This is a genomic window from Micromonospora sp. PTRAS2, from assembly GCF_054052245.1.
In genome coordinates, this window is record NZ_JBSWBU010000001.1 from 809,782 (window position 1) to 831,709 (window position 21,928).

19 protein-coding genes and 1 tRNA gene are annotated in these 21,928 nt (G+C 72.9%); 8 read left to right on the plus strand and 12 right to left on the minus strand.

Going from position 1 to position 21,928, the window contains the following annotated elements:
* Positions 1-209: 209 nt before the first annotated feature.
* From ACVMYR_RS03905 to ACVMYR_RS03920, 4 genes are all read right to left on the minus strand, one after another.
* A complete protein-coding gene (locus tag ACVMYR_RS03905; protein WP_043961086.1) occupies positions 210-1,211 on the minus strand; it encodes a hemolysin family protein in 1,002 nt (333 codons plus the stop codon).
* On the minus strand, positions 1,204-2,514 hold the full coding sequence (locus ACVMYR_RS03910) for a hemolysin family protein (RefSeq protein WP_353902569.1): 1,311 nt from the start codon (positions 2,512-2,514) through the stop codon (positions 1,204-1,206). The genes ACVMYR_RS03905 and ACVMYR_RS03910 overlap by 8 nt, the downstream gene beginning before the upstream one ends.
* Before the next feature lie 104 nt (positions 2,515-2,618).
* Positions 2,619-4,814 carry a (Fe-S)-binding protein gene (locus ACVMYR_RS03915; protein WP_077935423.1) on the minus strand — a complete coding sequence of 732 codons (2,196 nt, stop codon included), beginning with the start codon at positions 4,812-4,814 and terminating at the stop codon, positions 2,619-2,621.
* A 323-nt stretch (positions 4,815-5,137) separates the two neighbouring features.
* Positions 5,138-5,401, minus strand: coding sequence for a cell division protein CrgA (locus tag ACVMYR_RS03920; protein WP_043961083.1), 264 nt, complete (start codon positions 5,399-5,401; stop codon positions 5,138-5,140).
* Between the two features lie 228 nt (positions 5,402-5,629).
* On the opposite strand from ACVMYR_RS03920, the gene ACVMYR_RS03925 reads away from it, so the two are divergent.
* From ACVMYR_RS03925 to ACVMYR_RS03940, 4 genes are read left to right on the plus strand one after another with little or no spacing between them, the layout of a single operon-like run.
* On the plus strand, positions 5,630-6,436 hold the full coding sequence (locus tag ACVMYR_RS03925; protein ID WP_077935422.1) for a DUF881 domain-containing protein: 807 nt from the start codon (positions 5,630-5,632) through the stop codon (positions 6,434-6,436).
* Positions 6,433-8,340 carry a class E sortase gene (locus tag ACVMYR_RS03930; protein ID WP_457121119.1) on the plus strand — a complete coding sequence of 636 codons (1,908 nt, stop codon included), beginning with the start codon at positions 6,433-6,435 and terminating at the stop codon, positions 8,338-8,340. The genes ACVMYR_RS03925 and ACVMYR_RS03930 overlap by 4 nt, the downstream gene beginning before the upstream one ends.
* A 2-nt stretch (positions 8,341-8,342) precedes the next feature.
* Positions 8,343-8,621, plus strand: a complete 279-nt coding sequence (locus ACVMYR_RS03935) for a hypothetical protein (protein ID WP_043961080.1) — start codon at positions 8,343-8,345, stop codon at positions 8,619-8,621.
* A 2-nt stretch (positions 8,622-8,623) separates the two neighbouring features.
* Entirely contained in the window at positions 8,624-9,274 is a 651-nt protein-coding gene (locus tag ACVMYR_RS03940) for an aminodeoxychorismate/anthranilate synthase component II (RefSeq protein WP_396789237.1), read from the plus strand.
* Positions 9,275-9,433: 159 nt separating this feature from the next.
* Here the strand turns inward: ACVMYR_RS03940 and pknB are convergent, their stop codons facing one another.
* Genes pknB through ACVMYR_RS03975 form a run of 7 tightly spaced genes read right to left on the minus strand, consistent with a single transcriptional unit; the run spans position 9,434 to position 18,473 of the window.
* Positions 9,434-11,260, minus strand: a complete 1,827-nt coding sequence (gene pknB / locus ACVMYR_RS03945; protein ID WP_457121120.1) for a Stk1 family PASTA domain-containing Ser/Thr kinase — start codon at positions 11,258-11,260, stop codon at positions 9,434-9,436.
* A complete protein-coding gene (locus tag ACVMYR_RS03950) occupies positions 11,257-12,729 on the minus strand; it encodes a serine/threonine-protein kinase (RefSeq protein ID WP_228986587.1) in 1,473 nt (490 codons plus the stop codon). The genes pknB and ACVMYR_RS03950 overlap by 4 nt, the downstream gene beginning before the upstream one ends.
* 1 nt (position 12,730) lies before the next feature.
* Entirely contained in the window at positions 12,731-14,236 is a 1,506-nt protein-coding gene (locus ACVMYR_RS03955) for a peptidoglycan D,D-transpeptidase FtsI family protein (RefSeq protein ID WP_077935417.1), read from the minus strand.
* Positions 14,233-15,726, minus strand: a complete 1,494-nt coding sequence (locus ACVMYR_RS03960) for an FtsW/RodA/SpoVE family cell cycle protein (RefSeq protein WP_077935416.1) — start codon at positions 15,724-15,726, stop codon at positions 14,233-14,235. The genes ACVMYR_RS03955 and ACVMYR_RS03960 overlap by 4 nt, the downstream gene beginning before the upstream one ends.
* Positions 15,727-15,756: 30 nt before the next feature.
* Positions 15,757-17,181, minus strand: coding sequence for a PP2C family protein-serine/threonine phosphatase (locus ACVMYR_RS03965; protein WP_228986588.1), 1,425 nt, complete (start codon positions 17,179-17,181; stop codon positions 15,757-15,759).
* On the minus strand, positions 17,178-17,666 hold the full coding sequence (locus tag ACVMYR_RS03970; RefSeq protein ID WP_074475676.1) for an FHA domain-containing protein FhaB/FipA: 489 nt from the start codon (positions 17,664-17,666) through the stop codon (positions 17,178-17,180). Before ACVMYR_RS03970 ends, ACVMYR_RS03965 begins: the two co-directional genes overlap by 4 nt.
* Positions 17,667-17,672: 6 nt before the next feature.
* On the minus strand, positions 17,673-18,473 hold the full coding sequence (locus ACVMYR_RS03975) for an FhaA domain-containing protein (RefSeq protein WP_043961072.1): 801 nt from the start codon (positions 18,471-18,473) through the stop codon (positions 17,673-17,675).
* Positions 18,474-18,680: 207 nt separating this feature from the next.
* Here ACVMYR_RS03975 and ACVMYR_RS03980 point away from each other — a divergent pair.
* From ACVMYR_RS03980 to ACVMYR_RS03995, 4 genes are all read left to right on the plus strand, one after another.
* Positions 18,681-18,766: transfer RNA gene (locus ACVMYR_RS03980), tRNA-Leu, on the plus strand.
* Between the two features lie 128 nt (positions 18,767-18,894).
* Complete coding sequence (locus ACVMYR_RS03985) at positions 18,895-19,968, plus strand: NAD-dependent epimerase/dehydratase family protein (RefSeq protein WP_457121121.1); 1,074 nt, start codon at positions 18,895-18,897, stop codon at positions 19,966-19,968.
* Complete coding sequence (locus ACVMYR_RS03990) at positions 19,965-20,771, plus strand: WecB/TagA/CpsF family glycosyltransferase (RefSeq protein WP_077935415.1); 807 nt, start codon at positions 19,965-19,967, stop codon at positions 20,769-20,771. Before ACVMYR_RS03985 ends, ACVMYR_RS03990 begins: the two co-directional genes overlap by 4 nt.
* Before the next feature lie 92 nt (positions 20,772-20,863).
* A complete protein-coding gene (locus tag ACVMYR_RS03995) occupies positions 20,864-21,466 on the plus strand; it encodes a hypothetical protein (protein ID WP_457121122.1) in 603 nt (200 codons plus the stop codon).
* Here the strand turns inward: ACVMYR_RS03995 and ACVMYR_RS04000 are convergent.
* Positions 21,431-21,847, minus strand: a complete 417-nt coding sequence (locus ACVMYR_RS04000; protein ID WP_077935414.1) for a hypothetical protein — start codon at positions 21,845-21,847, stop codon at positions 21,431-21,433. The genes ACVMYR_RS03995 and ACVMYR_RS04000 overlap by 36 nt on opposite strands.
* Between the last annotated feature and the right edge of the window lie 81 nt (positions 21,848-21,928).

The following is a 21,928-nucleotide window of genomic DNA, read 5'->3' on the forward strand; positions in this document are numbered from 1 at the left end:
CGACTCCTTCGCAACCGACCGCCGGGCGCCTCGCGAGAGGGAAGATCGAGGCAGACGACCCACAGCGGTCAGCGCCTCACATTAGGGGAGTCCCGCGCGAGGAATCAAGGCGGGTCGGCACACCGTGACGCCCCGCAAATCCTTCCTGCACAACGGGTGTGGGCCGTGCGGCGACGACGGAGAAGACGGGCACCGTGGCGGCCGGTCCGTCAGCCGACGATGGCCGTCAGCACGTCGTCGAGCGTCACCACCCCGAGCGGGCGGCGGCCGTCGCTCACCAGCACCATGTGCCGCCGCTCGCGGCGCATCGACAGCAGCAGGTCGGCCAGCGTACGGTCCGGCGGCACCACGGCCAGCGGGTGGTAGACCCCGGCCGGCACGGGGGCGCGGCGCTCCGCCCCCGCGTACCCGAGGACGTCCTTGACGTGCACGAAGCCGAGCACCCGGCGGGTGGCACGCTGCACCACCGGGAAGCGCGACCGGCCGGTGCGGGTGGCCAGCACCTCCAGCGAGGCCGGCGACACGTCCTCGGCCACTGTGGTCACCGTCGACCAGGGTTGCAGGGCGTCCGCCGCCGTGCGGGTGTGCAGCGCGAGCGCCCCGGTGATCCGGGCGTGCTCCTCGGCGTCGAGCAGCCCCTCCGTCCGGGCCTGCGACACGAGACCGGCCAGTTCCTCGGCGGTGAACACCGTCTTGACCGCGTCCGTCGCCTCGACCCGCCAGATCCGCAGGACCTGCCGCGACGCCCACTTCATGGCCAGCAGCAGCGGCTTGGTCGCCGTGCAGAACGCCAGCATCGCCGGGCCCAGCCAGAGCGCCGACGGCTCCGGCCCGGCGAGGGTGATGTTCTTCGGCACCATCTCGCCGACCACGGTGTGCAGGAAGACCACCACGCCGAGGGCGATCAGGAACGCCAACGGGTGCACGGCACCGTCGGGCAGGCCCAGCGCGTGGAACAGCGGCTCGATCAGGTGGGCCAGCGCCGGTTCGGCGATCGCGCCGAGGCCCAGCGAGCAGATGGTGATGCCGAGCTGCGCCCCGGCGATCATCAGCGGGATCTGGTTCATCGCCGACAGCGCCCAGCGGGCCCGCTTCGAGCCGGCCGCCAGCGGTTCGATCACCGTCCGCCGGGAGGCGATCAGCGCGAACTCGCTGCCGACGAAGAACGCGTTGCCGAGCAGCAGCAGCACGGTTACCAGCAGTTCAGGCATCGTCCCCGGGCTCCTCCGGGCGCAGCACCCGCACCTGTTCGATCCGGTGCCGCTCCACCTCGACCACGGTGAACTCGTACCCGCCCTCCTCGACCGTCTCGCCGGCCACCGGGATGTGCCCGAGCCGGGCCATCAGGAAGCCGCCGAGCGTCTCGTAGGGGCCCTCGGGGAGCCGGAAGCCGGTCTGCTCGACCAGCTCGTCCTCGCGGAGCACCCCGTCGACCAGGACGGTCCGCTCACCACCCGGCACGGTCAGCTCGACCGGCCCGACGTCGTCGACCGCGTCCGGGTCGAACTCGTCGGCGATCTCCCCGACCAGTTCCTCCACCAGGTCCTCCACGGTCACCACGCCGTCGGTGCCGCCGTACTCGTCGACGACGATGGCCAGGTCCGCGCCGGCTGCCTTGAGGGCGGCCAGGACGCCGTCGAGGTCGAGGCTCTCCGGCACGTACACGGGCTCGCGGGCGACCGACGCGACGGTCGTCCGGGCCCGGTTCGCCAGCGGTACGCCCAGCGCGTCCGGCACCGCCGCGACGCCGGTGACCAGGTCGAGGGTCTCCTCGAAGACGGGGAACCTGGTCCGGCCGGTGTGCTGGGCGAGGGTCAGCAGCTCGGCGACGCTCGCCGTGGCGCGCAGCGCGATCACGTCCACCCTGGGGGTCATCGCCTCGGCCGCCCGCTTGTCGCCGAAGCGGATGGTGCGCCGCAGCAGCATCGCGGTGTCCGGCGGGAGCGCGCCGGCGCGGGCCGAGATCGCGGCCAGCAGGCCCAACTCCTCGGGGGACCGGGCGCTGGCCAGCTCCTCCTGCGGTTCCACCCCGAGCCGGCGGACCAGCGTGTTCGCCGAGTTGTTCAGCCCCCGGATCAGCCACCCGAACGTCCGGGAGAAGCCGCGCATCCCCCGGGCGGTGGCCAGCGCGGCGGGCATCGGCCGGGCCAGCGCCAGATTCTTCGGCACCAGCTCGCCGAAGAGCATGGACAGCAGGGTCGCCAGGGCCAGGGCGAGGAACGGGGTGAACCGGTCGGCCGCCGGGCCCAGCGGGTGCAGCGCCGGGGCGAACAGCCGGGCCAGGGCCGGCTCGGCCAGGTATCCGGTGAGCAGGGCGGTGATGGTGATGCCGAGCTGGGCACCGGAGAGCTGGAAGGACAGCTCGTGCAGCGCGCGGCGGACCGTCCTGGCCGCGCCGTCGCCGGCGGCGGCCCGTCGGTCGATCTCCGGCCGGTCCACCGTGACCAGGGCGAACTCGGCCGCTACGAAGAACGCGTTGCCCGCGGTCAGCAGCACGAAGCCGACCAGGGGCAACACCGTGGCAACCAGAAGACTGTCGATGATCGGTTCACCTCGGCAGGATTGTTCCACGACGGGCCGGGCCGCACATCACTACGCGCGGCACCGGCCTCGTCGGGTCAGCTGCCGGAGGTGGCGGTCTCCTTCTCGCCGGCGGCGTCGGCCGGCTTGAGCGAGCGGAGCAGCACGCTGGCGACGTCGACGACCTCGACCTGCTCACCGGCCCCCTTGCCGTTGACGCCGTCGTTGAGCATCGTCGAGCAGAACGGGCAGCCGACCGCGATGGTCCTCGCCCCGGTGGACATGGCCTCCTCGACCCGGTCCACGTTGATCCGCTTGCCGATCTTCTCCTCCATCCACATCCGGGCGCCGCCGGCGCCGCAGCAGAAGGAGCGCTCGCTGTTGCGCGGCATCTCGACGATCTCGCCCTGGACGGAATCGCCGAGGACCTCGCGCGGGGCGGCGAAGACCCGGTTGTGCCGTCCCAGGTAGCAGGGGTCGTGGTAGGTGACGCCGCCGTCGACCGGCTGCACCGGGGTGAGCTTGCCGGCGCTGACCAGGTGGGCCAGGAGCTGGGTGTGGTGCACCACCTCGAACTCGCCGCCGAGCTGCCCGTACTCGTTGCCGAGGGTGTTGAAGCAGTGCGGGCAGGTCGCGACGATCTTGCGCTTGCTCTTCTCCCGGCCGTCGAACGCCTCGTTCAGCGTCTCGACGTTCTGCTGGGCGAGCATCTGGAAGACGAACTCGTTGCCGATCCGGCGGGCCGGGTCGCCGGTGCAGGTCTCGCCCTCACCGAGGATGGCGAAGGAGACGCCGGCCTCGTTGAGCAGGGTCGCGACCGCCCGGGTGGTCTTCTTGGCCCGGTCCTCGAACGCTCCGGCGCAGCCGACCCAGAACAGGTATTCGAAGTCGTCGACCTCGCCGACGCGCGGCACCTCGAAGCCGAGCCCCTTGGTCCAGTCCTCGCGGGTGTTCTGCGGGGCGCCCCAGGGGTTGCCCTTGTTCTCCAGGTTGCGCAGCATGACGCCGGCCTCGGACGGGAAGCTCGACTCGATCAGCACCTGGTAGCGGCGCATGTCGACGATGTGGTCGACGTGCTCGATGTCGACGGGGCACTGCTCGACGCACGCGCCGCAGGTGGTGCAGGACCAGAGCACGTCCGGGTCGATGATGCCGCCGTCCTCGGCGCCGCCGATCAGCGGCTTCTCGGCCTCGGCGAGCGCCAGCACGTCCACGTGGGCGAGCTGGGCGGCGGTGGCCTTCTCCTCGCCGGTGAGGTCCTTGCCGCCGCCAGCCAGCAGGTACGGGGCCTTGGCGTACGCGTGGTCGCGCAGGCTGAGCACGAGCAGCTTTGGCGACAGCGGCTTGCCGGTGTTCCAGGCCGGGCACTGCGACTGGCACCGCCCGCACTCGGTGCAGGTGCTGAAGTCGAGCAGGCCCTTCCAGGTGAACTGCTCGACCTGGGCGACGCCGAACTGGTCTTTCTCCGGGTCGGCCTCCTCGAAGTCGAGGGGCTTGCCCTGGCTCATCATGGGCCGCAGCGCACCGAGGCCGGAGCCGGCCCGGCCCGGGTCGCGCTTGAAGAAGATGTTGAAGAAGGCGAGGAACCGGTGCCAGGCGACGCCCATCGTGACGTTGAGCGCGATGACGATCAGCCAGGTCATCGAGATGGCGATCTTGATGAGGGCGGCGATGCTGACGCCGGCCGACCAGTCGGGCAGCAGCGCGCCGACGGCGTGGCTGACCGGGGTGGCCCACAGCGGGTACTCGAAGTGGTCGGTGGCCACCTTGAAGCCCCGGATCACGAAGCCCATGATCAGCACGGCGAGCACCACGGCCTCGACGAAGTAGCCCTGCCACATGGTCGAGCCGGTGAACCGGGAGCGCCCTCCCGGCCGGGAGGGCCGGTTGCGGACCCGGATCGCGATCAGGACCAGGATGCCGACCGTGCCGAGCACCGCGATCAGCTCGGTGACCAGGCCGTAGACCGCCAGGCCGCCGATCAGCGGCAGGCCGCCGGTCGGGGAGACGACCTCGAAGTATGCCTCCAGGACCAGCAGCGACAGCACGATGAAGCCGACCATGACGAACCAGTGCGCGGCGCCGACCACGCTCCAGCGGAGCATCCTGGTGTGGCCGGCGGTCTCGGCCAGCATCGTCTTCGTGCGGGTGCCCCGGTCGGCGAACCGCTCCGGGGCGGGCTGGCCCAACCGGACGACTGCCACGATCTTCATGACCGCGCGTACCGCAAGCCACACCGCCACGGCGGTGATGGCGGCCGCGAGGATCGTGGTGACGATCTGGACGCTGCCCATCGAGTTGGCCTCCCGGTCTGCTGCCTGTCGAGCGGCTCGGCGGCCGGGCCGGGTCAGGGGCGCGACCGGCGCAGCGCCTTCGTCGCACCCCGACCGGACCGGTCGATGACCTCGCTCCGCTCGGTCATGCAGTGCAGCCTACGCGAGAGTTACCCGACAGTAACGTGAGTCATCTCGCAGCTGAGCCGCGCCGCCCTGCGGACACCATAGGGTGCCCGCCGCCGAAACGCCGGGCAGGGGCCCGGCGGGGTGGCGTGGATCGTGCCGGAAGGCAGGCCGGGGGTCAGGCTCCAGCCCGGCAGGTGACGGCCGGGCCCGCGGGGTCAGCGCCAGCGGGAGAGCAGGACCAGGGAGGCGACCATCGCGCCGAAGCCCACCGCGAGGTTCCAGTAACCCCACGACATGACCGGGTATTCCTGCTCGGAGAGGTAGTAGACCACCAGCCAGCCGATGCCAGCGACGATCAGGGCGACCGCCGTGACCGGCAGCCAGACCGGGCTAGGCTTGCGCGTCGCCGCCGTCGCCGTCGGACGCACGTCCGTCGGCGGGGTGTACACCTTCTTCTTGCGGACCTGAGACTTGGGCACGACGCTCTCCAGAGGGGTGACGACCTCGTCCGGCCTGACAACCGGGCGCGGGGGCGACGGTCCATGGCCAATAATGTTCGACAGCTAGCGTAGTCCGGATGACCCGTTCAAGCCATGAATGGGGTCAGGCCGATGCACGGAGTGACCGAAAAAGGCGGGACTGTTCGGGTCGCCGCACCGGCCCGCGTCGTCGCGGGCCGACACGAGACGACGCGGAAGGAGCGCTCGGTGGAGTACACGTCCGGCGCGGCCTCCTGGCAGAAGGTTCTCCGCCGGGCGGTCGTCGGCCTCCTGCCCCGCCGTCCCCGGCAGCGGCGTCCGGGCTGGTCGATCGGCGTGCCGCTGATCGCCGCCGCGGCCGGGCTGCTGTTCACCACCACCGCGACGACCGCCGGCGGCACCGCGCTGCGCGAGGACCGCCGACCCCAGCTCACCCAGCTCATCGAGGACCGCCGGGTGCAGGTCGCCGCGAGCGAGCGCCGGGCCGCCCAACTCCGGGCCGAGGTCGAGGAGGAGACGGCGACCCTGGCCGATTCCGACGGCCCGATCAGGGAGCAGCGGGACCGCGCCGCCGCCAGCCGGCAGGACGCCGGGTTCACCGCGCTCACCGGGACAGGCGTCACGGTCGAGCTGAACGACGCCGTACGGCGCGCGGACCAGGAGCTGCCCGACGGCGCCACCAACGACGACCTGGTCGTCCACCAGCAGGACGTGCAGGCCGTGGTGAACGCGCTCTGGGCCGGCGGCGCGGAGGCGATGTCAATCATGAACGTCCGCGTCCTCGCCACCAGCGCGGTACGCTGCGTAGGTAACACCCTGCTGCTCCATGGGCGGGTGTACTCCCCTCCATTCAAGATCGTTGCAATCGGCGACCCCGCTGCGCTCCGGCAGGCCCTCGCCGCGTCTGAGGGAGTGCAGATGTTCAAGGGCGCGGTCAACGACTTCCAGCTGGGCTACCGGGAGACCGTCTCGACGGTCACGGTGCCGGCGTTCGAGGACTCGACAGCCCTGCGCGCGGCGACGGTGCCCCGGTGACCCGGAGGCCCGACGACGGCTGGGACGGCCAGCACCGGGGCCGGCAGGAGGAGGACACGGCCTTCCTCCCCAGGCTCGACCGCGCCGAACCGGCCGCCCATGGGCCGGCGTCCCCCCACCCGACCGCCCCTGGCCTGGCTAATCCTGGCCCGACGGGTCCTGGCCCGACCGCACCTGGCCCGGCTGCCGCCGACGCGGTGGCCGCCGCTCCGCCGGACCCGTCCCGCCCGGAGCGGCCCGGCCCGACCGGTCCCTGGCCCACGCCCGTGCTGACGCCCCGCCCGGCGGTGCCCCACGCCCAGCGGCCGGCGACGCCCGGCCGGGCACCCGCGGAGGCGGCCCCGCCCCTGGCCGGGCCCCGCGCCCAGCAGCGGCCCGCACCGGCCCCGGACCCCGGGCGCGGCACCGACTGGTTCGCCGGCACCCCGCAGCGGCCCGCATCCGGGCCACCGGCCCCGGCCCACCCCCCGATGGGCACGCCCCCGCAGGCCCCGGCCGCGCGACCGCCCGTGGACGCCCCGGCCCGCCGGCCGGCGGCCGAGCCCGACCAGACGCCGTACGGACGCCCCTCGGGCAACGGCACCGAGCCCGGGCGGGCACCGTACGAGCGGCGGCCCGTCGACGGCGACGCCGGGTTCGGGCCGGGTCACCGCCCGGCCGAGCTCAGGCCCGCGCCCCGTCCGGCGACCGACACCGACGGTCCCACGGCCTTCCTCCCCCCGATCGAGGCGCGCGCCGACGACCGCTCCGGGGCGACTTTCTCCCGTGGGTCCGGCTTCCCGGGCACCGCGCCGCCCGACGCGGTCAACCGTCCCCCTGCGGACCGCCGCCCCGGCCCGGTGCCGCCCGCCGCGGACCGCCAACCCGGCACCCCGCCGCACGGCACCCCGCCGCACGGGGCGGTCGACCGCCCCGGCCCGGTGTCGCCCGCTCCGGTGTCCCCCGGGGCGGGGCGTCCGGTTCCGCCGGGCGGCAGCCCTGGTCACCCCGTCGACCCGGCGGCCACCGCCGTCATCCCGGCGGTGCCCCCTCGACCTCCGGCCCCCGACGCGACCGCGCTGATGGGCGCGGTGCCGCGCCTGCCCGACAACGGCGACGAGGCCGCCACCGACGGGGAGCCGGCCGAGCCGCCCCGGCCGCGTCGCGGCGAGCGGGTGGTCCAGCTCCGGGCCGAGCAGACCGACGAGGGCTACAAGAGCGTCTACTCCGACCTCACCCGCCCGACGTTCTGGAGCCGGTTGCGCACCGGGGTCCGGTTCACCGGCGAGCTGCTGATCACCTTCGGCCTGGTGGTGCTCCTCTTCGCCGGCTACGAGGTGTGGGGCAAGTCGGCCATCGTCGACGCCCACCAGAACGACCTCAGCAACCAGCTCGCCCAGGCGTGGGGTCCCACCGGCGACCCGACCGTGGCTCCCAGCGCGAGCGCGTCGGCGAAGCCGAAGCCACCGGCGCACGGCAAGCCCATCGCCGGGCTCTACATCCCGAAGCTCGACAAGAACTGGGTCGTGGTCGAGGGAGTCACCCAGCAGGACATCCGGTACGCCCCGGGCCACTACCCGGACAGCGCGATGCCCGGCGAGGTGGGCAACTTCTCCGTCGCCGGCCACCGCAACCGGGCGACCTTCTGGCGGCTGGACGAGCTGAACCCGGGCGACGCGATCGTCGTCGAGGGCAAGACCGAGTGGTACGTCTACCAGGTCTACAAGTCGCGCATCGTCAAGCCCAACCAGGTAGAGGTCGTCGCTCCGGTGCCGATGCAGCCGGACGCGAAGCCAACGAAGAAGGTGCTCACGCTGACCACCTGCAACCCGAAGTTCGACAACTACCAGCGCCTGATCGTGCACGCCGAGCTGACCCGTACGCAGCCGAAGTCGGCGGGTCAACCGGCGGAGCTGGGGGGCTGACGATGTACGCCTGGATCTGGCGCAAGCTGCCGTTGGGCGTGCCCGGCAAGCTGATCGGCTCACTGCTGCTGGCCACCGCCACGGTGGCCCTGCTCTGGTATGTGGTCTTCCCGTGGGCGGAGCCGCTGCTCCCCTTCGACGACGTGCAGGTCACCCAGGACTCCGGGGTGCCGGGCGGCGGCTCGGGCGTGGACGGCAACGCCCCGCCGGCCGGCGACGAGCACGACCTGCCGTACGACACCGAGCAGAACAACACCCCGCCCCCCTCTCCGAGCAGGTGACGATGCGCGTCCTGGTGATCGACAACTACGACTCGTTCGTCTTCAACCTCGTGCAGTATCTCGGCCAGCTCGGGGTGGACTGCGAGGTGCGGCGCAACGACGAGATCGACGTCGAGGAGGTGGGGCGGGTCGGCGCGGCCGGCGTCCTGCTCTCCCCGGGGCCGGGCAGCCCCGACCGCGCCGGCATCTGCCTCGACGTCATCCGCCGGTACGCGGGCGAGCTGCCGATCTTCGGCGTCTGCCTGGGGCACCAGGCCATCGGCGAGGCGTTCGGTGCCACCGTGGCCCGCGCCCCCGAGCTGCTGCACGGCAAGACCTCCGAGGTCAGCCACCGCGGCGTCGGGGTGCTCGCCGGCCTGCCGGACCCGTTCACCGCGACCCGCTACCACTCGCTCGCCGTGCTGCCCGAGACCCTGCCCGAGGAGCTGGAGGTCACCGGCTGGACGGGCTCGGGGGTGGTGATGGCGATGCGGCACCGCACCCTGCCGATCGAGGGCGTCCAGTTCCATCCGGAGTCGGTGCTGACCGAGGGCGGTCACCTGATGCTGGCGAACTGGCTCGCCGCCTGCGGCCACCCGGAGGCGCTGGAGCGCGCCCCGGCGCTGGCCGCCGAGGTGGACGCGCGCCGTCTCGCCGCCTTCGCCGCCGCCTGACCGGCTCCGGTTCCCCGCGCTGGGCGGCGCGAGCTGGGAGCGGCCTGTCGGCGACATGGGGCGATCCAGGCTCGAAGGATGGCGCCATGTCGCTGGCATGGTGTGGATCAACGCGCTCGTCTGTCGGCGAACGCGTTGATCGACGAGCCTCGGCCGGCGTCAGTCCTGGTTGAGGCGGACCGGCGGGGTCGGGAAGGGGAAGCCGCCGCCGTTGCCGCCACCCCCGCCGTCGATCGGCGGGGTCGGCGTGGGCGTGACCGGCGGGTTGCCCGTCGGCTCGGTCGGGTCGGGGGTGGGCTCGGGGATGTCGACCTCGATGGTGACCCGCTTGCCCCGCTCCAGCTCCGTGCCGCCCCGGGGGTTCTGACCGGACACCTTGCCCGCCTGGTCGGCGGGGACCTCGTCGCCGTCGACGATCTTCACCACGTAACCGGCCTGCTCCAGCTCGCGCTTGGCGTCGTCGGCCGAGGAGCCGACGACGTTCGGCACCTGCCGGACGTTGCCCCGGGAGACCTCCACGGTCACGGTGCTCTCCTCGGCGACCTTGGTGCCGGACTTCGGGGAGACGTTCGTGACGATCCCCTCCGGCGAGGAGCTGCTGACCTCCTTCTTGTTCACCTTCAGCTTGAGGGCCTCGAGCTGCTGCTCGACGTTGTCGAACTGGGAGCCAACCAGCCCGTTGGGGATCGTCACCTCCGGCTTGCCGGAGCAGATCTGGATGGTGACGCCCCGGCCCTTCTCCAGCTGGGTGGTCGGCGGGGGATTCTGCGCCGCGACGGTGTCCTTCTTGCAGGTGCTGTTGGCGATCGGGTCACCGACGGCGGGCACCAGACCGGCCTGTTCGAGCTGGGCCACCGCCGCCGCCTGGGTCTGACCCGTCAGGTCGGGGACGGCAATCTTCTCGGTGCCGCCCTGGCTCATCAGGTAGGCGGTGACCAGGGCGATGACCGCGAGCACGCCGAGCGCGGCGAAGGTGGCGATCACCCAGGAGGACGCCCGGCGCTGGCGCGGGTCGCCGACCCGGGCCGGCATCTGCTGCCGGGTGGCCGCGCCGCCGACGACCTGGGTCGGGTAGCCCGACCCGGCGGCCGACATCGGCGCGGTCTCGGCCTCGCGCATCACCGGGGTGGCGAGCACCGGCCGGCCGGCCGCCGCGCGGAGCAGGTCGGCCCGCATCTCGCCGGCGCTCTGGTAGCGGTTGAGGGGGTTCTTCGACAGCGCCTTGAGCACGATCGCGTCGACGGCGGGGTTGACGTCGGGGTTGATGTCGCTCGGCGTCGGCGGGGCCTCCCGCACGTGCTGGTACGCCACGCTGACCGGGCTGTCCCCGACGAACGGCGGGTGGCCGCAGAGCAGCTCGAACAGCACGCAGCCGCCGGCGTACACGTCGGATCGGGCGTCGACCGCCTCGCCGCGCGCCTGCTCGGGCGAGAGGTATTGCGCCGTGCCGATGACCGCGCTGGTCTGCGTCATCGTGGTGGCGCCGGAGGCCAACGCCCGGGCGATACCGAAGTCCATCACCTTGACCTGGCCGGTCTGGGTGAGCATGACGTTGCCGGGCTTGATGTCGCGGTGGATGATCCCGTGCCGGTGGCTGAACTCCAGCGCGGCGCACATGTCGGCGCAGATCTCCAGCGCCCGGCGCGGCTGGAGCCGCCCCTCGACGCCGAGCACCTCCTTGAGGGTCCGCCCGTTGACGAACTCCATCACGATGAACGGCAGCGTCTCGCCGGTCGGCCCCGTCTCCTCGCCGGTGTCGTAGACCGCGACGATGGCCGGGTGGTTGAGCGAGGCGGCGTTCTGCGCCTCCCGCCGGAACCGCATCTGGAAGGTGGCGTCGCGGGCCAGATCGGCCCGGAGCATCTTGATCGCGACGTCGCGACCGAGCCGGAGGTCACGGCCGCGGTGCACCTCGGCCATGCCGCCGTAGCCGAGCAGCTCGCCGACCTGATACCTGCCACCGAGCAGGCGGGCCTGCGCTGTCATCGCGTCTGTCGTCCTTCGCTCGTCGTCGTCTCGCCGCCGCCCGGCAGGAGTCGTTCCACTCGACGGTACGGCGTCCCGGACGGATCGTCGCGCCCACCGGCCTGCAGCGCGCCGGACGCCACGGCCCGGGCACCGGACCCGCCGGGGTCACCGGCTGCCGCATTCTTCCGCAGGTTGTAGGAAATCACGCCGGAGCAGAGCAGGACCAGTGTGGCCACCAGGATGAACAGCCAAACCGCCCCTGACCTGGACCGCTGCGGCGGGGCCGGGGGCGGGCCGGGCTGGCGGGCGTACGCGAGGGGGTTGGCCTGGTGGACCGGGGCCGGCGGCGGCACGGTCGCCGCGCCACGCGGGTAGGCCGGCTGGTTGGCCACCGGTGGACGGGGCACGCCGGCCGGCGGGTGGGGCTGCTGGTGCACCACCGGCGGGCGGGGCTGGTGGGTGACCGGGGGACGCGGCTGCGGCGGGGCCGACGCCGGGACCGGGCGCTGCTGCGGCGGGCCGGAGGTCGGCACCGGGCGCTGCGCCACCGCGGGCGGCCGGGGCTGCTGCCGGGACGCGGGCGGCACCTGGGCGCGCGCCTGCGGGCCGGCCGGGGACGCCGGGGCGGCGGAGACCTGCCCGACGTGGCCGCCGCCACGGGACTGCTGCCCCAGCGCGAGCTTCGCCTGCCGGGCCACCCCGGCGAGGGCGGCGGCGCTGGGCCAGCGGGCGGCCGGGTCCTTCGCCATGGCCCGCTCGACGATGGCCCGCACCGGGGGCGGGATGTCCGCCGGCAGCGGCCGGGGGGTGTCCCGGACGTGCTTCATGGCGATTTCCAGCGGATTGTCGCCCTCGAACGGCCGCCGGCCGGCCAGGCACTGGTAGGCGACCACGCCGAGGGCGTAGACGTCGGAGGCGGGCGTGGCCACCGCGCCGGTGGCCTGCTCGGGGGAGATGTAGGAGGCGGTGCCGAGCACCGAGCCGGCGGCGGTGAGCTGGGCGACCAGCTCCGACCGGGCGATGCCGAAGTCGGTCAGCACGAGGGTGCCGTTGGGCCGGACCAGCAGGTTTCCGGGCTTCACGTCGCGGTGCACGATGCCCTTGCAGTGCGCCGCGTGCAGCGCGTCGGCGGCCTGGGCGAGCAGGGCCATGGTGCGCGCCGGGGTGAGCCGGCCGACCCGGCCCAGCGTCGAGGAGAGCGCGTCGCCCTCGACGTATTCCATCACCAGGAAGGCGATCTGCTGGTCGTTGCCGAAGTCGTAGACGTCGACCACGCCGGGGTGGTTGATCGTGGCCATGGTGCGGGCCTCGCCGCGGAAGCGCTCGGCGAAGTCGGGGTCGTCGAGCAGCGCCGGGAGCAGGCTCTTCACGGCGACCGTGCGGCCGAGCACCTGGTCGGTGCCGCGCCACACGTCGCCCATGCCGCCGCTGGCGATCCGCTCGTCGAGGCGGTAGCGGTTGCCGAGCTGGACCCCGGGGCTGAGCATGTCAGCGCCCCCCGGAGTCGGCGGCCGCCGCCTGCATGATCTTGCCGGCGATCCGGGCCGCCTCGGCGCTGCCGCCGCTGCCCGCCTCCTCCAGCACCACGCAGACCGCGGAGACCGGGGTGCCCTTCGAGTCCAGGGCGAAGCCGATGAACCAGCCGTGGTCAGGGGTCTGCGGGCCCGACTGGGCCGTGCCGGTCTTGCCGCCGACGGTGTAGCCGTTGAACTTCGCGTTGCGGCCGGTGCCGTTCTCCACCACGCTCACCATCATGTCGCGCAGGTCCGACGCGACCTGCCCGCTGACCGGCTGGCGCAGCTCGCGCGGCTTGGCCGTGTAGTAGCTGGTGGTGCGGTCCGGTGCGAGGAGCTGCCGCACCAGGTAGGGCCGCATCTGGCTGCCGCCGTTGGCGACCGCGCCGGCGATCAGGGCCCCCTGCAACGGGGTCATCTTGACGTCCCGCTGGCCGATGGAGGACTGGGCCAGCGCGGCCGGGTCGGTGCTGCCGTCGGGGCCCTGCATGGCCCCGGTGCGGCTGGCCGCCACCGGCAGCCCGCCCTCACCCAGCTGGCCGACGGTCAGGTCGTCCTGCTCGAAGCCGAACTGGCGGGCCTTCTCCTTCACCGTGTCCGCGCCGAGCTCCACGCCGAGCTTGGCGAAGCCCGTGTTGCAGGACTCGGTGACCGCGCTGATCAGGCTGACCTCGGACTCCGGGCAGATCGACGGCACCGCGTTGCGGATCGGGGTGCCCGAGGTCGGCGGGGTGTAGCTGGGGCCGGCCGAGATCTGGGTGTTCTTGCCGATGCCGTTCTCCAGCGCGGCGGCGGCCACCACGATCTTGAAGGTGGAGCCCGGGGGCAGCACCTCCGACAGCGCCCGGTTCTTCAGCGGGCCGCCCTCGGCGCTCTCCAGCTTGTTGTACGCCGCCGTCGCCTCGTCCGTGTCGTGGCTGGCCAGCGGGTTCGGGTCGAAGCTGGGCATGGAGACCAGCGCCTGCACCGCGCCGGTGCGCGGGTCGAACGCGATCGCCGCGCCCTTCTTCGCCCCGACCTGGTTGTTGGACAGCCCGTTGAACGCGGCGTCCTGGGCCCGCTTGGAGAGGGTCAGCAGCACGTTGCCGCCGCCCGTCTCGTCGCCGGTGAACATGTCCTTGATCCGGTTGGCGATCAGCGCGTCGCTGGTGCCGGCGAGGAAGTCGTTCTCGACCCGCTCGATGCCGGTGTCGCCGAGGTTGACCGGCTTGTAGCCGAGCACGTGCGCGTACTTCTCGCCGCCGGGGTAGGTGCGCAGGAACCGCAGCTTGCCGCCCGTCTCCTTGCTGGTGGCGAGCGCCGTGCCGCCGGCCTCGATGTTGCCGCGCTTGCGCTCGTACTCGGCCACCTGGACCCGGCCGTTGTAGTCGCTGTTGCGGTATTCGTCGGCCTTGTAGGCCTGGATCCAGTTCAGGTTCGCGAAAAGCAGACCGAACAGGACCATCGCGACGACACCGACGCGGCGCAGGGGTGCGTTCACGGCCGGATCACCTCCGTGGGGGCACCGTGCAACTGCTCGGGTGGGCCGCCCCCTGGTCGGGCCGCCGGGCCACCACCACCGGTCACCGGGCGGCGGGCCGCGTCGGAGACCCGCAGCAGCACCGCGATGAGCAGCCAGTTCGCCATCAGCGACGAGCCACCGGCGGAGAGGAACGGGGTGGTCTGACCGGTCAGCGGGATGAGCTTGCTGATCCCGCCGACGATCACGAAGACCTGCAGGCCGAGGGTGAAGGCGAGGCCCCCGGCGAGCAGCTTGCCGAACGAGTCCCGCACGGCGAGCGCGGCCCGCAGGCCCCGCTCCACGATGAGCAGGTAGACCACCAGCAGCGCGGAGAGGCCGAACAGCCCGATCTCCTCGCCGATGCCGGCGAAGATGAAGTCGTTCTGCACCTCGGGGATCTCCAGCGGCTCCCCGCCGCCCGGCCCCGCGCCGAACAGGCCGCCGCTGCCCAGCGCCAGCAGGCCCTGGACGAGCTGGTAGCCGTCCTGGTAGGGGTCGGCGAACGGGTCCAGCCAGATCTGGGCCCGCAGGTGGAAGTTGGCGAACGGCCCGCCGACGACGCCGCCGAGCACGTACGCGAGGTAGGCGCCGCCGAAGAACAGGATCAGGCCGATGAGCAGCCAGCTCACCCGTTCGGTGGCGATGTAGAGGGTCACCACGAACATGCCGAAGTAGAGCAGCGAGGTGCCCAGGTCCTTCTCGAAGACGAGCACCAGCACGCTCAGCGCCCAGACCGCGAGCACCGGCCCCAGGTCCCGCCCGCGCGGGAAGTCGATGCCGAGGAACCGGTGGCTGGCCAGCGACAGCACCTCGCGCTTGCGCACCAGGTAGTAGGCGAAGAAGGCGAGCAGCGCGAGCTTGGCGAACTCACCCGGCTGGATCTGCCCCACCCCGGGCACGATGATCCACAGCTTCGCGCCGTAGATCTCCGAGTATTTCGCCGGCAGCACCGCCGGGATCATCACCAGCACGATGCCGGCGAGCCCCAGCGTGTAGGCGTACCGGGAGACCGACCGGTGGTCGCGCATCAGCGCCAGCAGGCCGGCGGCGAGCATCACCGACGCCAGCGTCCAGGCGAACTGGCGACCGCCGTTGCCGGCGAAGATCGCCAGCGACTCCCGGTCGGCGGGGGCGGCCCGGGCCAGGTCGAGCCGGCGCAGGAAGCCCACCCCGATGCCGTTGAGCAGCGCCACCGCCGGCAGCAGGGCCGGGTCGGCGTAGGGGGCCAGGTACCGGATGACGACGTGCAGGGCGAGGAAGACGCCCGCCAGCACGGCGGTGGGGACCCAGAAGTCCGGGGTGACCGTGTCGAGCACGGTCGCCTCCACCGTCGCGCCGTACGCGGCGACGATCACCAGGGCCAGCAGCAGCAACGACAGTTCGGCGTTGCGCCGCGACCGGGCCAGGCGTACGCCGGGCTGCTCGCCCGTCGTTGCGGGCGAGGCGGCCGGTGCGGCGGCTGCGGTCACGGAGGTGTCCTCAGGTTTCTCAGCCGACGCTCACTCCGGCGACCGGCACCCGGCCGGGTCGGCCGGCGGAACCGTGTCGGAGGGCAGCACGTCGGGCGTCTCGGTGGGCGCGGGGGTCGGGGTGTCGACGGGTCGGGCGCTGCCGGAGGCCGTGCGGGTCGCCCCCGGCTTGACCGGGGACCTCGTGGGCTCCGGCGTCGTCGCCTCGGGGGTCGGCGTCGGGGTCGGCTGGCAGATCGGCTTCAGGTTGGGGTTCAGCGGGTCGTCGCTGGTCAGCTCGGCCAGCCGGCGCTCGGCGTCGGGCTCGTCGCGGGCCGGGATGCCCTGCTTGACCTGCTCCTGCGCGGCGAGGGTGAGGTCGTCGAGCCGGGCGGGGCTGACGGAGTGCTCGGCGGAGAGGTCGAGGCCGGCGATCTGCCCCTGCACGCCCCGGAACACGGCCACCCGGCCGTCCTCGGTGGCGCCCACGTAGTACTGCCGCTGCGTGTACGTCCATCCGCCGAGCAGCGCGCCGCCGAGGATGACCAGCAGGGCGAGGGTCATCGCCGCGGTGCGCAGCGGGCGGCGCTTCGGGCGGTCGTCGTCGCCGTCGTCGTCGGCCGGCTCCTCGGGGGCGGGCGGCCGGGGGGCGGAGAGCGCGGAGGCGCGGGCGGCGGGGGTGGAGACGTCGGCGGAGGTGGCCATGCCCCGGTCCCGGGCGGCGGCGCCGCCGACGATCGGGCTCGCCTCGACGATGTCCCGGTCGGTGGCGTCGGCGATGATCACCGTGATGTTGTCCGGGCCGCCGCCGCGCAGCGCGAGCTGGACGAGCCGCTCGACGCACTGCTGGGGGTCGGTGTATTCCCGCATGGTGTCGGCGATGGTCTCGGCGCTCACCACGCCGGAGAGGCCGTCGCTGCAGATCAGGTAGCGGTCGCCGGGGAGCACCTGCCGGACGCTGTATTCCGGGTCGATGTCGCGGCCGTCGAGCGCCCGGGTGAGCAGCGAGCGCTGGGGGTGGCTGCTCGCCTCCTCGGCGCTGATCCGGCCCTCGTCGACGAGCATCTGGACGTAGGTGTCGTCCTTGGTGATCTGCGCGAACTCGCCGTTGCGCAGGAGATAGGCCCGCGAGTCGCCGATGTGGACCATGCCGAGCTTGGTGCCGGAGAAGAGGGTCGCGGTCAGCGTGGTGCCCATCCCCTCCAACTGCGGGTTGGCGTCCACGGTGTCGCGGAGCTGCTGGTTGGCGGTGCCCACGGCCGAACGCAACGCGTCGACCAGGGCGTCACCGGGGACGTCCTCGTCGAGCGGCGCCATGGCACCGATGACGATGTTGCTGGCGACGTCACCGGCGGCCATGCCGCCCATGCCGTCGGCGACGGCGAGAAGCCGCGGCCCGGCGTAGACGGAATCCTGGTTACCGTCTCGGATCAGACCGCGGTCGCTGTGGGCCGCATAGCGCAGGGTCAGAGTCATGGCCGTAATTCGAGAGAGGTGCGCCCGATGCGGATCGGCACGCCGAGGGGGACGGGGGTTGGTCCGGTGACCTTAGCGCGATCGAGGTAGGTGCCGTTAGTCGATCCGAGGTCCTCGACGAACCACTGCCCGTCGCGGGGCACGAGCCGGGCGTGTCGCGCCGACGCGTAGTCGTCGGTGATGACGAGGGTCGAATCCTCGGCCCGACCGATGGTGATCTGCGCCTCGCCCAGGGTGATCCGGGTGCCGGCGAGCTGACCGGCGGTCACCACCAGCTGGTGCGCGGCCCTGCCCCGCTTCGCCTTGGCCGGCTTGGCCTGCGGCTGGCCGGTCGAGGCGCCCACGGCCCGGGGCGCGGCCACCAGCCGGCCCGACCGGGCGCCGGCGAACAGGTCCCGGCGGATGACGCCGACCACCGTGAAGACGAAGATCCACAGCAGGATCAGGAACCCGAACCGGGCGACGGTGATGACGAGTTCCGGCAAGGCGGATCAGCCGTCCACGCGGAAGGTCAGGGTGGTGGTGCCGAGCTGGATCATGTCGCCGGGGTTGAGCGCGACGGCGGAGACCCGCTGGCCGTTGACCATCGTGCCGTTGGTCGAGCCGAGGTCGGTCAGCACGACCTGACCACCGTCGAAGTCCAGCCGGGCGTGTCGGCGGGAGATCCCGACGTCGGGCAGGCGCAGGTTGGCCTGGTCGCCCCGGCCGATCACGGTCGAGCCCATCTGGAGCGGGTAGGTGCGGCCGTCGCCGGAGACCAGCCGGACGTTGCGCCCACCGCCGTGCCCCGGCGGGGGACCGTAGCCGCCGCCCTGGTCGTACGCCGGATAGGCGGGGCCGGCGTCGTAGCCGCCCTGGTCGTAGCCCGGCGCGGAGACCGGTGCCACGTCGCCGCCGGTGTAGACCTCGGCGGTGACCCGGAACATGCCGGTGTCGAGGCCCTCGCCGCGCTCGATCTCGACGATCACGTCGCCGTAGACCGTCCAGGCCTGCTCGCCGATGAACTCCGCCTGCGACTGGGCCAGCTCCTGGGCCAGGGCGGCGGCGTACGGCGCCAGGCGGTTGTGGTCGTAGGGCGAGAGATCGATCACGTAGCGGTTGGGCACCAACGTGCGCCCGCCGGCCAGGATCGCCTTGTGCGCCTCGGCCTCCCGCTGCATGGCGTTGAGGATCTCCACGGGGTGGACCACCCCTTTGAAGACCTTGGCGAAGGCTCCCTCCACCAGGCCTTCCAGACGCTTCTCGAAGCGTTGCAGCACGCTCACCGGCTCCTCCTCGGGTCCCGAGGACATGATGGTATCCGGCCGGCGCGCGCGCAGCTCACACGCCGCTCGGCCGGCCGTCACCGGCCCGTTCGAACGGGCCCTTTCCCCCGTGCTACAGTTTCGTCCGCCACGAACGGTAACCGGTCGCGGCGCAGGCCAGGGACGCTGTAGGATGTGCCGGGCCGCTGGGGACAGCGGATCCGGGGCAGGTTAAAGTGTTCCGGGTCAGGCCACGGGGAAGTGGCGGAATGGCAGACGCGCACGGTTCAGGTCCGTGTGCCCGAAAGGGCGTGGGGGTTCAACTCCCCCCTTCCCCACCAGAGCGAGGGCTCCGCGGAACGCGGGGCCCTTTCGCCGTTCCGTGGGGCCCGGCGTCCCATCCGGTGGGTGCCGGACGTCACGCTATGCTCCGATCGTTTCCCTGCCTCCGATGGACCAGGAGTGGCGTGTGAGTGTCGCGTTGGTGACCGGGTCGGGCGGCCTGATCGGTTCCGAGGCGGTCCGGCACTTCGCCGGCCTCGGCCTCGACGTCGTCGGCATCGACAACGACATGCGGCAGGAGTTCTTCGGCGCCGAGGCGTCGACCGCGTGGAACGTCCGGCGGCTGGCCGAGGAGCTCGGCGGGGCGTACGCGCACCACAGCATCGACATCCGCGACCGCGACTCGCTGGCGAAGCTCTTCGCCCGGTACGGCCGCGACATCGCCGTGGTGATCCACACCGCCGCGCAGCCCTCGCACGACTGGGCGGTGCGCGACCCGTTCACCGACTTCGACGTCAACGCCGGCGGCACACTCAACGTGCTGCAGAACGTGCGCGAGCACTGCATCGAGGCGCCGGTGATCCACTGCTCGACCAACAAGGTGTACGGCGACCGCCCCAACAGCCTCCCGCTGGTCGAGCTGGAGTCCCGCTGGGAGATCGAGCCGGGGCACCCGTACGCGCAGGGCATCCGCGAGGACATGTCGATCGACGCCTGCCTGCACTCGGTCTTCGGCGCGTCGAAGGTCGCCGCCGACGTGATGGTGCAGGAATACGGCCGCTACTTCGGGATGCGCACCGCCTGCTTCCGGGGCGGCACGCTGACCGGCCCGGCGCACTCCGCGACCGAGCTGCACGGCTTCCTCGGGTACGTGATGCGCGCGAACATGGAGCGCCGGACGTACAAGATCTTCGGCTACCAGGGCAAGCAGGTCCGGGACGCGATCCACAGCTCGGACGTGGTGTCGGCGTTCGAGGCGTTCTTCCGCAACCCGCGCTCGGCGGCCGTCTACAACCTCGGCGGCGGCCGGCACTCCAACACCTCCAACCGGGAGGCGTTCGCCCTGGCCGAGCAGATCACCGGCCAGGAGATGATCACCGAGTACGTCGAGGCGAACCGGATCGGCGACCACAAGTGGTGGATCGGCTCCAACGAGGCGTTCCAGGCCGACTACCCGGACTGGAAGCAGGTCTACGACGTGCCGATGATCATGCGCGAGATCTACGAGGCCAACGTGGACAAGTGGGTGCCCGGGGCATGACCGACGGCAGCAAGCGCAACGTTCTCGGCGTCCTCGTCGACGCCACCGACTACGCCACCGCGACCGAGCGGGTGGTGGCGGCGGCGCACGAGCGGCGTCCGCTGGCGCTCACCGCGCTCGCCGTGCACGGGGTGATGACCGGGGTGCTCGACCCGGCCCACAACGCCCGGCTCAACTCGTTCGACGTGGTCACCCCGGACGGGCAGCCGGTGCGCTGGGCGCTCAACCTGCTGCACCACGCCAACCTGGCCGACCGGGTCTACGGCCCGCTGCTGACCCTGCACGTGCTGCGCCGCTTCGCCGAGGAGGGCCTGCCGGTCTACCTGTACGGCTCGACGGAGGAGACGCTGGCGCGGCTGATCCCCGCCCTGGAGCGGATGTTCCCGGCGCTGAAGATCGCCGGGGTGGAGCCGTCGAAGTTCCGCGCCGTGCAGCCCGGCGAGGACGCCGAGATCGCCGACCGGATCCGGTCCAGCGGGGCCCGGCTCGTCCTGGTGGGGCTCGGCTGCCCCCGGCAGGAGATCTTCACGTACGCGATGCGCCCGTTGCTGGACATGCCGATGATGGCCGTCGGGGCGGCCTTCGACTACCATGCGGGGCTGCTGCGCAACCCGCCGCCGTGGATGCAGCGGGCCGGCCTGGAGTGGTTCTGGCGGCTCGGCCTGGAGCCGAAGCGCCTCTGGCGGCGGTACGTCATCCTCAACCCGGCATACCTGGCCCGGCTGGCGGCGCAGAAGACCGGCCTGTGGAAGGCGAAGCCGCCGACCCCGGCCACCGAGCGCCCCGCCACCTTCGCCGTCTAGGCCGCCCGCGCGACCCCTACGGGACGGGCCTGCGGGACGAACAGGGGGCCGACCCGGATTCGGCGGGCGTCGAACTGGGCAAGGCTGACGGCATGGACGGGCATCTCATCGTGCTGTTGCCGATCGCCGGCGTGTGGCTGGCCGCGGGTCTCCTAGCCGAGCGGCTGCCCCGGCCGCACCGCGCCCGCGCGCTGCGGCGGCGTACCGGATGGTTGTTCGCCCTGACGGTGACCGGCCTCGGCCTGACGGCGGCCGTGCTCGCCGCCGGGCTGACCAGCGCCGGCACCGGCACGATCGACCGGGCCGCCGCCGGCCTGGCACTGGCCGCCGCCCCCGCGCTGCTGGTGGCGGTCGTCACGGCCCGCCGGGTGCGCCGGCTGTGGGCCGGTGCGGGGGCGTTCGCCGCCGCGCCGGAGACGCCGGCCCCGCACGGGCTGCGGGCCGCCGCGGCGCATCCGCTGATCGGCCTGCCGCTCCAGGCCACCGGCCTGGCCACCGTGCCGGGGGTGCTGTCGGCCAGCGGCCTCGACCTCTTCGCCGGGCCCGGCACCACCGGCGCCGCCGTCACCGTGGCCGCGCTGGGCGTCGCCGCGATCGGGGTACGCCAGGCGCTGCGCCACAGCCGCCTCGCCGAGCGGGCGGTGACCCGGCAGCCCGGGTCAGCGCGAGCGGCCAGCGCCGCCCTGCACGTATAGCAGTTCCAGGATCGCCCGGGTCGCCTCGAACCAGCGGTCCAGCCAGCCGGGCGGCGGCACGCTGCCCTTGGGTGGCAGCTCCAGCAGCAGCCCGCGCAGCAGCGGGTGGTCGACCAGGGAGTCGGTGGCCGACGGGCCGGCCGACCAGCCCGACGGCGGGAACGACGGCTCGGTCAGCGGGTTCGGGTCCAGCGACGGCAGCGACAGCGGCGGGACGGCCTGGTCGAGGGCGGTCGGTCCGTCGTCCCGGCTGCCGATCTCGGAATCGGTGGAGACGACCTCCGTCAGGACGGTGTCCCGGCGGGCCCCGCGGTATTTCCCGCCGAACCGCTCCGGCTTGCCCGGACCGTTGGTGAGGTTCTCTGAACCGATCGTCGTCATCGTCTCGCCTGCCTCGCTCGGGTGCCGATCCGGGTGGCCGTTGCCGTTCCGGTAGCTGGTCCGGGTCGTCGACCAGCGCCG

What these genes read in the sequence shown, in the direction of transcription:
- ACVMYR_RS03990 (WP_077935415.1), top strand. Translation starts at nt 19,965, where the DNA reads ATGACCGACGGCAGCAAGCGCAACGTTCTCGGCGTCCTCGTCGACGCC.
- ACVMYR_RS03975 (WP_043961072.1), bottom strand. Translation starts at nt 18,473, where the DNA reads ATGTCCTCGGGACCCGAGGAGGAGCCGGTGAGCGTGCTGCAACGCTTC.
- pknB (WP_457121120.1), bottom strand. Translation starts at nt 11,260, where the DNA reads ATGACAGCGCAGGCCCGCCTGCTCGGTGGCAGGTATCAGGTCGGCGAG.
- ACVMYR_RS04000 (WP_077935414.1), bottom strand. Translation starts at nt 21,847, where the DNA reads ATGACGACGATCGGTTCAGAGAACCTCACCAACGGTCCGGGCAAGCCG.
- ACVMYR_RS03905 (WP_043961086.1), bottom strand. Translation starts at nt 1,211, where the DNA reads ATGCCTGAACTGCTGGTAACCGTGCTGCTGCTGCTCGGCAACGCGTTC.
- ACVMYR_RS03965 (WP_228986588.1), bottom strand. Translation starts at nt 17,181, where the DNA reads ATGACTCTGACCCTGCGCTATGCGGCCCACAGCGACCGCGGTCTGATC.
- ACVMYR_RS03995 (WP_457121122.1), top strand. Translation starts at nt 20,864, where the DNA reads ATGGACGGGCATCTCATCGTGCTGTTGCCGATCGCCGGCGTGTGGCTG.
- ACVMYR_RS03940 (WP_396789237.1), top strand. Translation starts at nt 8,624, where the DNA reads ATGCGCGTCCTGGTGATCGACAACTACGACTCGTTCGTCTTCAACCTC.
- ACVMYR_RS03915 (WP_077935423.1), bottom strand. Translation starts at nt 4,814, where the DNA reads ATGGGCAGCGTCCAGATCGTCACCACGATCCTCGCGGCCGCCATCACC.
- ACVMYR_RS03935 (WP_043961080.1), top strand. Translation starts at nt 8,343, where the DNA reads ATGTACGCCTGGATCTGGCGCAAGCTGCCGTTGGGCGTGCCCGGCAAG.
- ACVMYR_RS03950 (WP_228986587.1), bottom strand. Translation starts at nt 12,729, where the DNA reads ATGCTCAGCCCCGGGGTCCAGCTCGGCAACCGCTACCGCCTCGACGAG.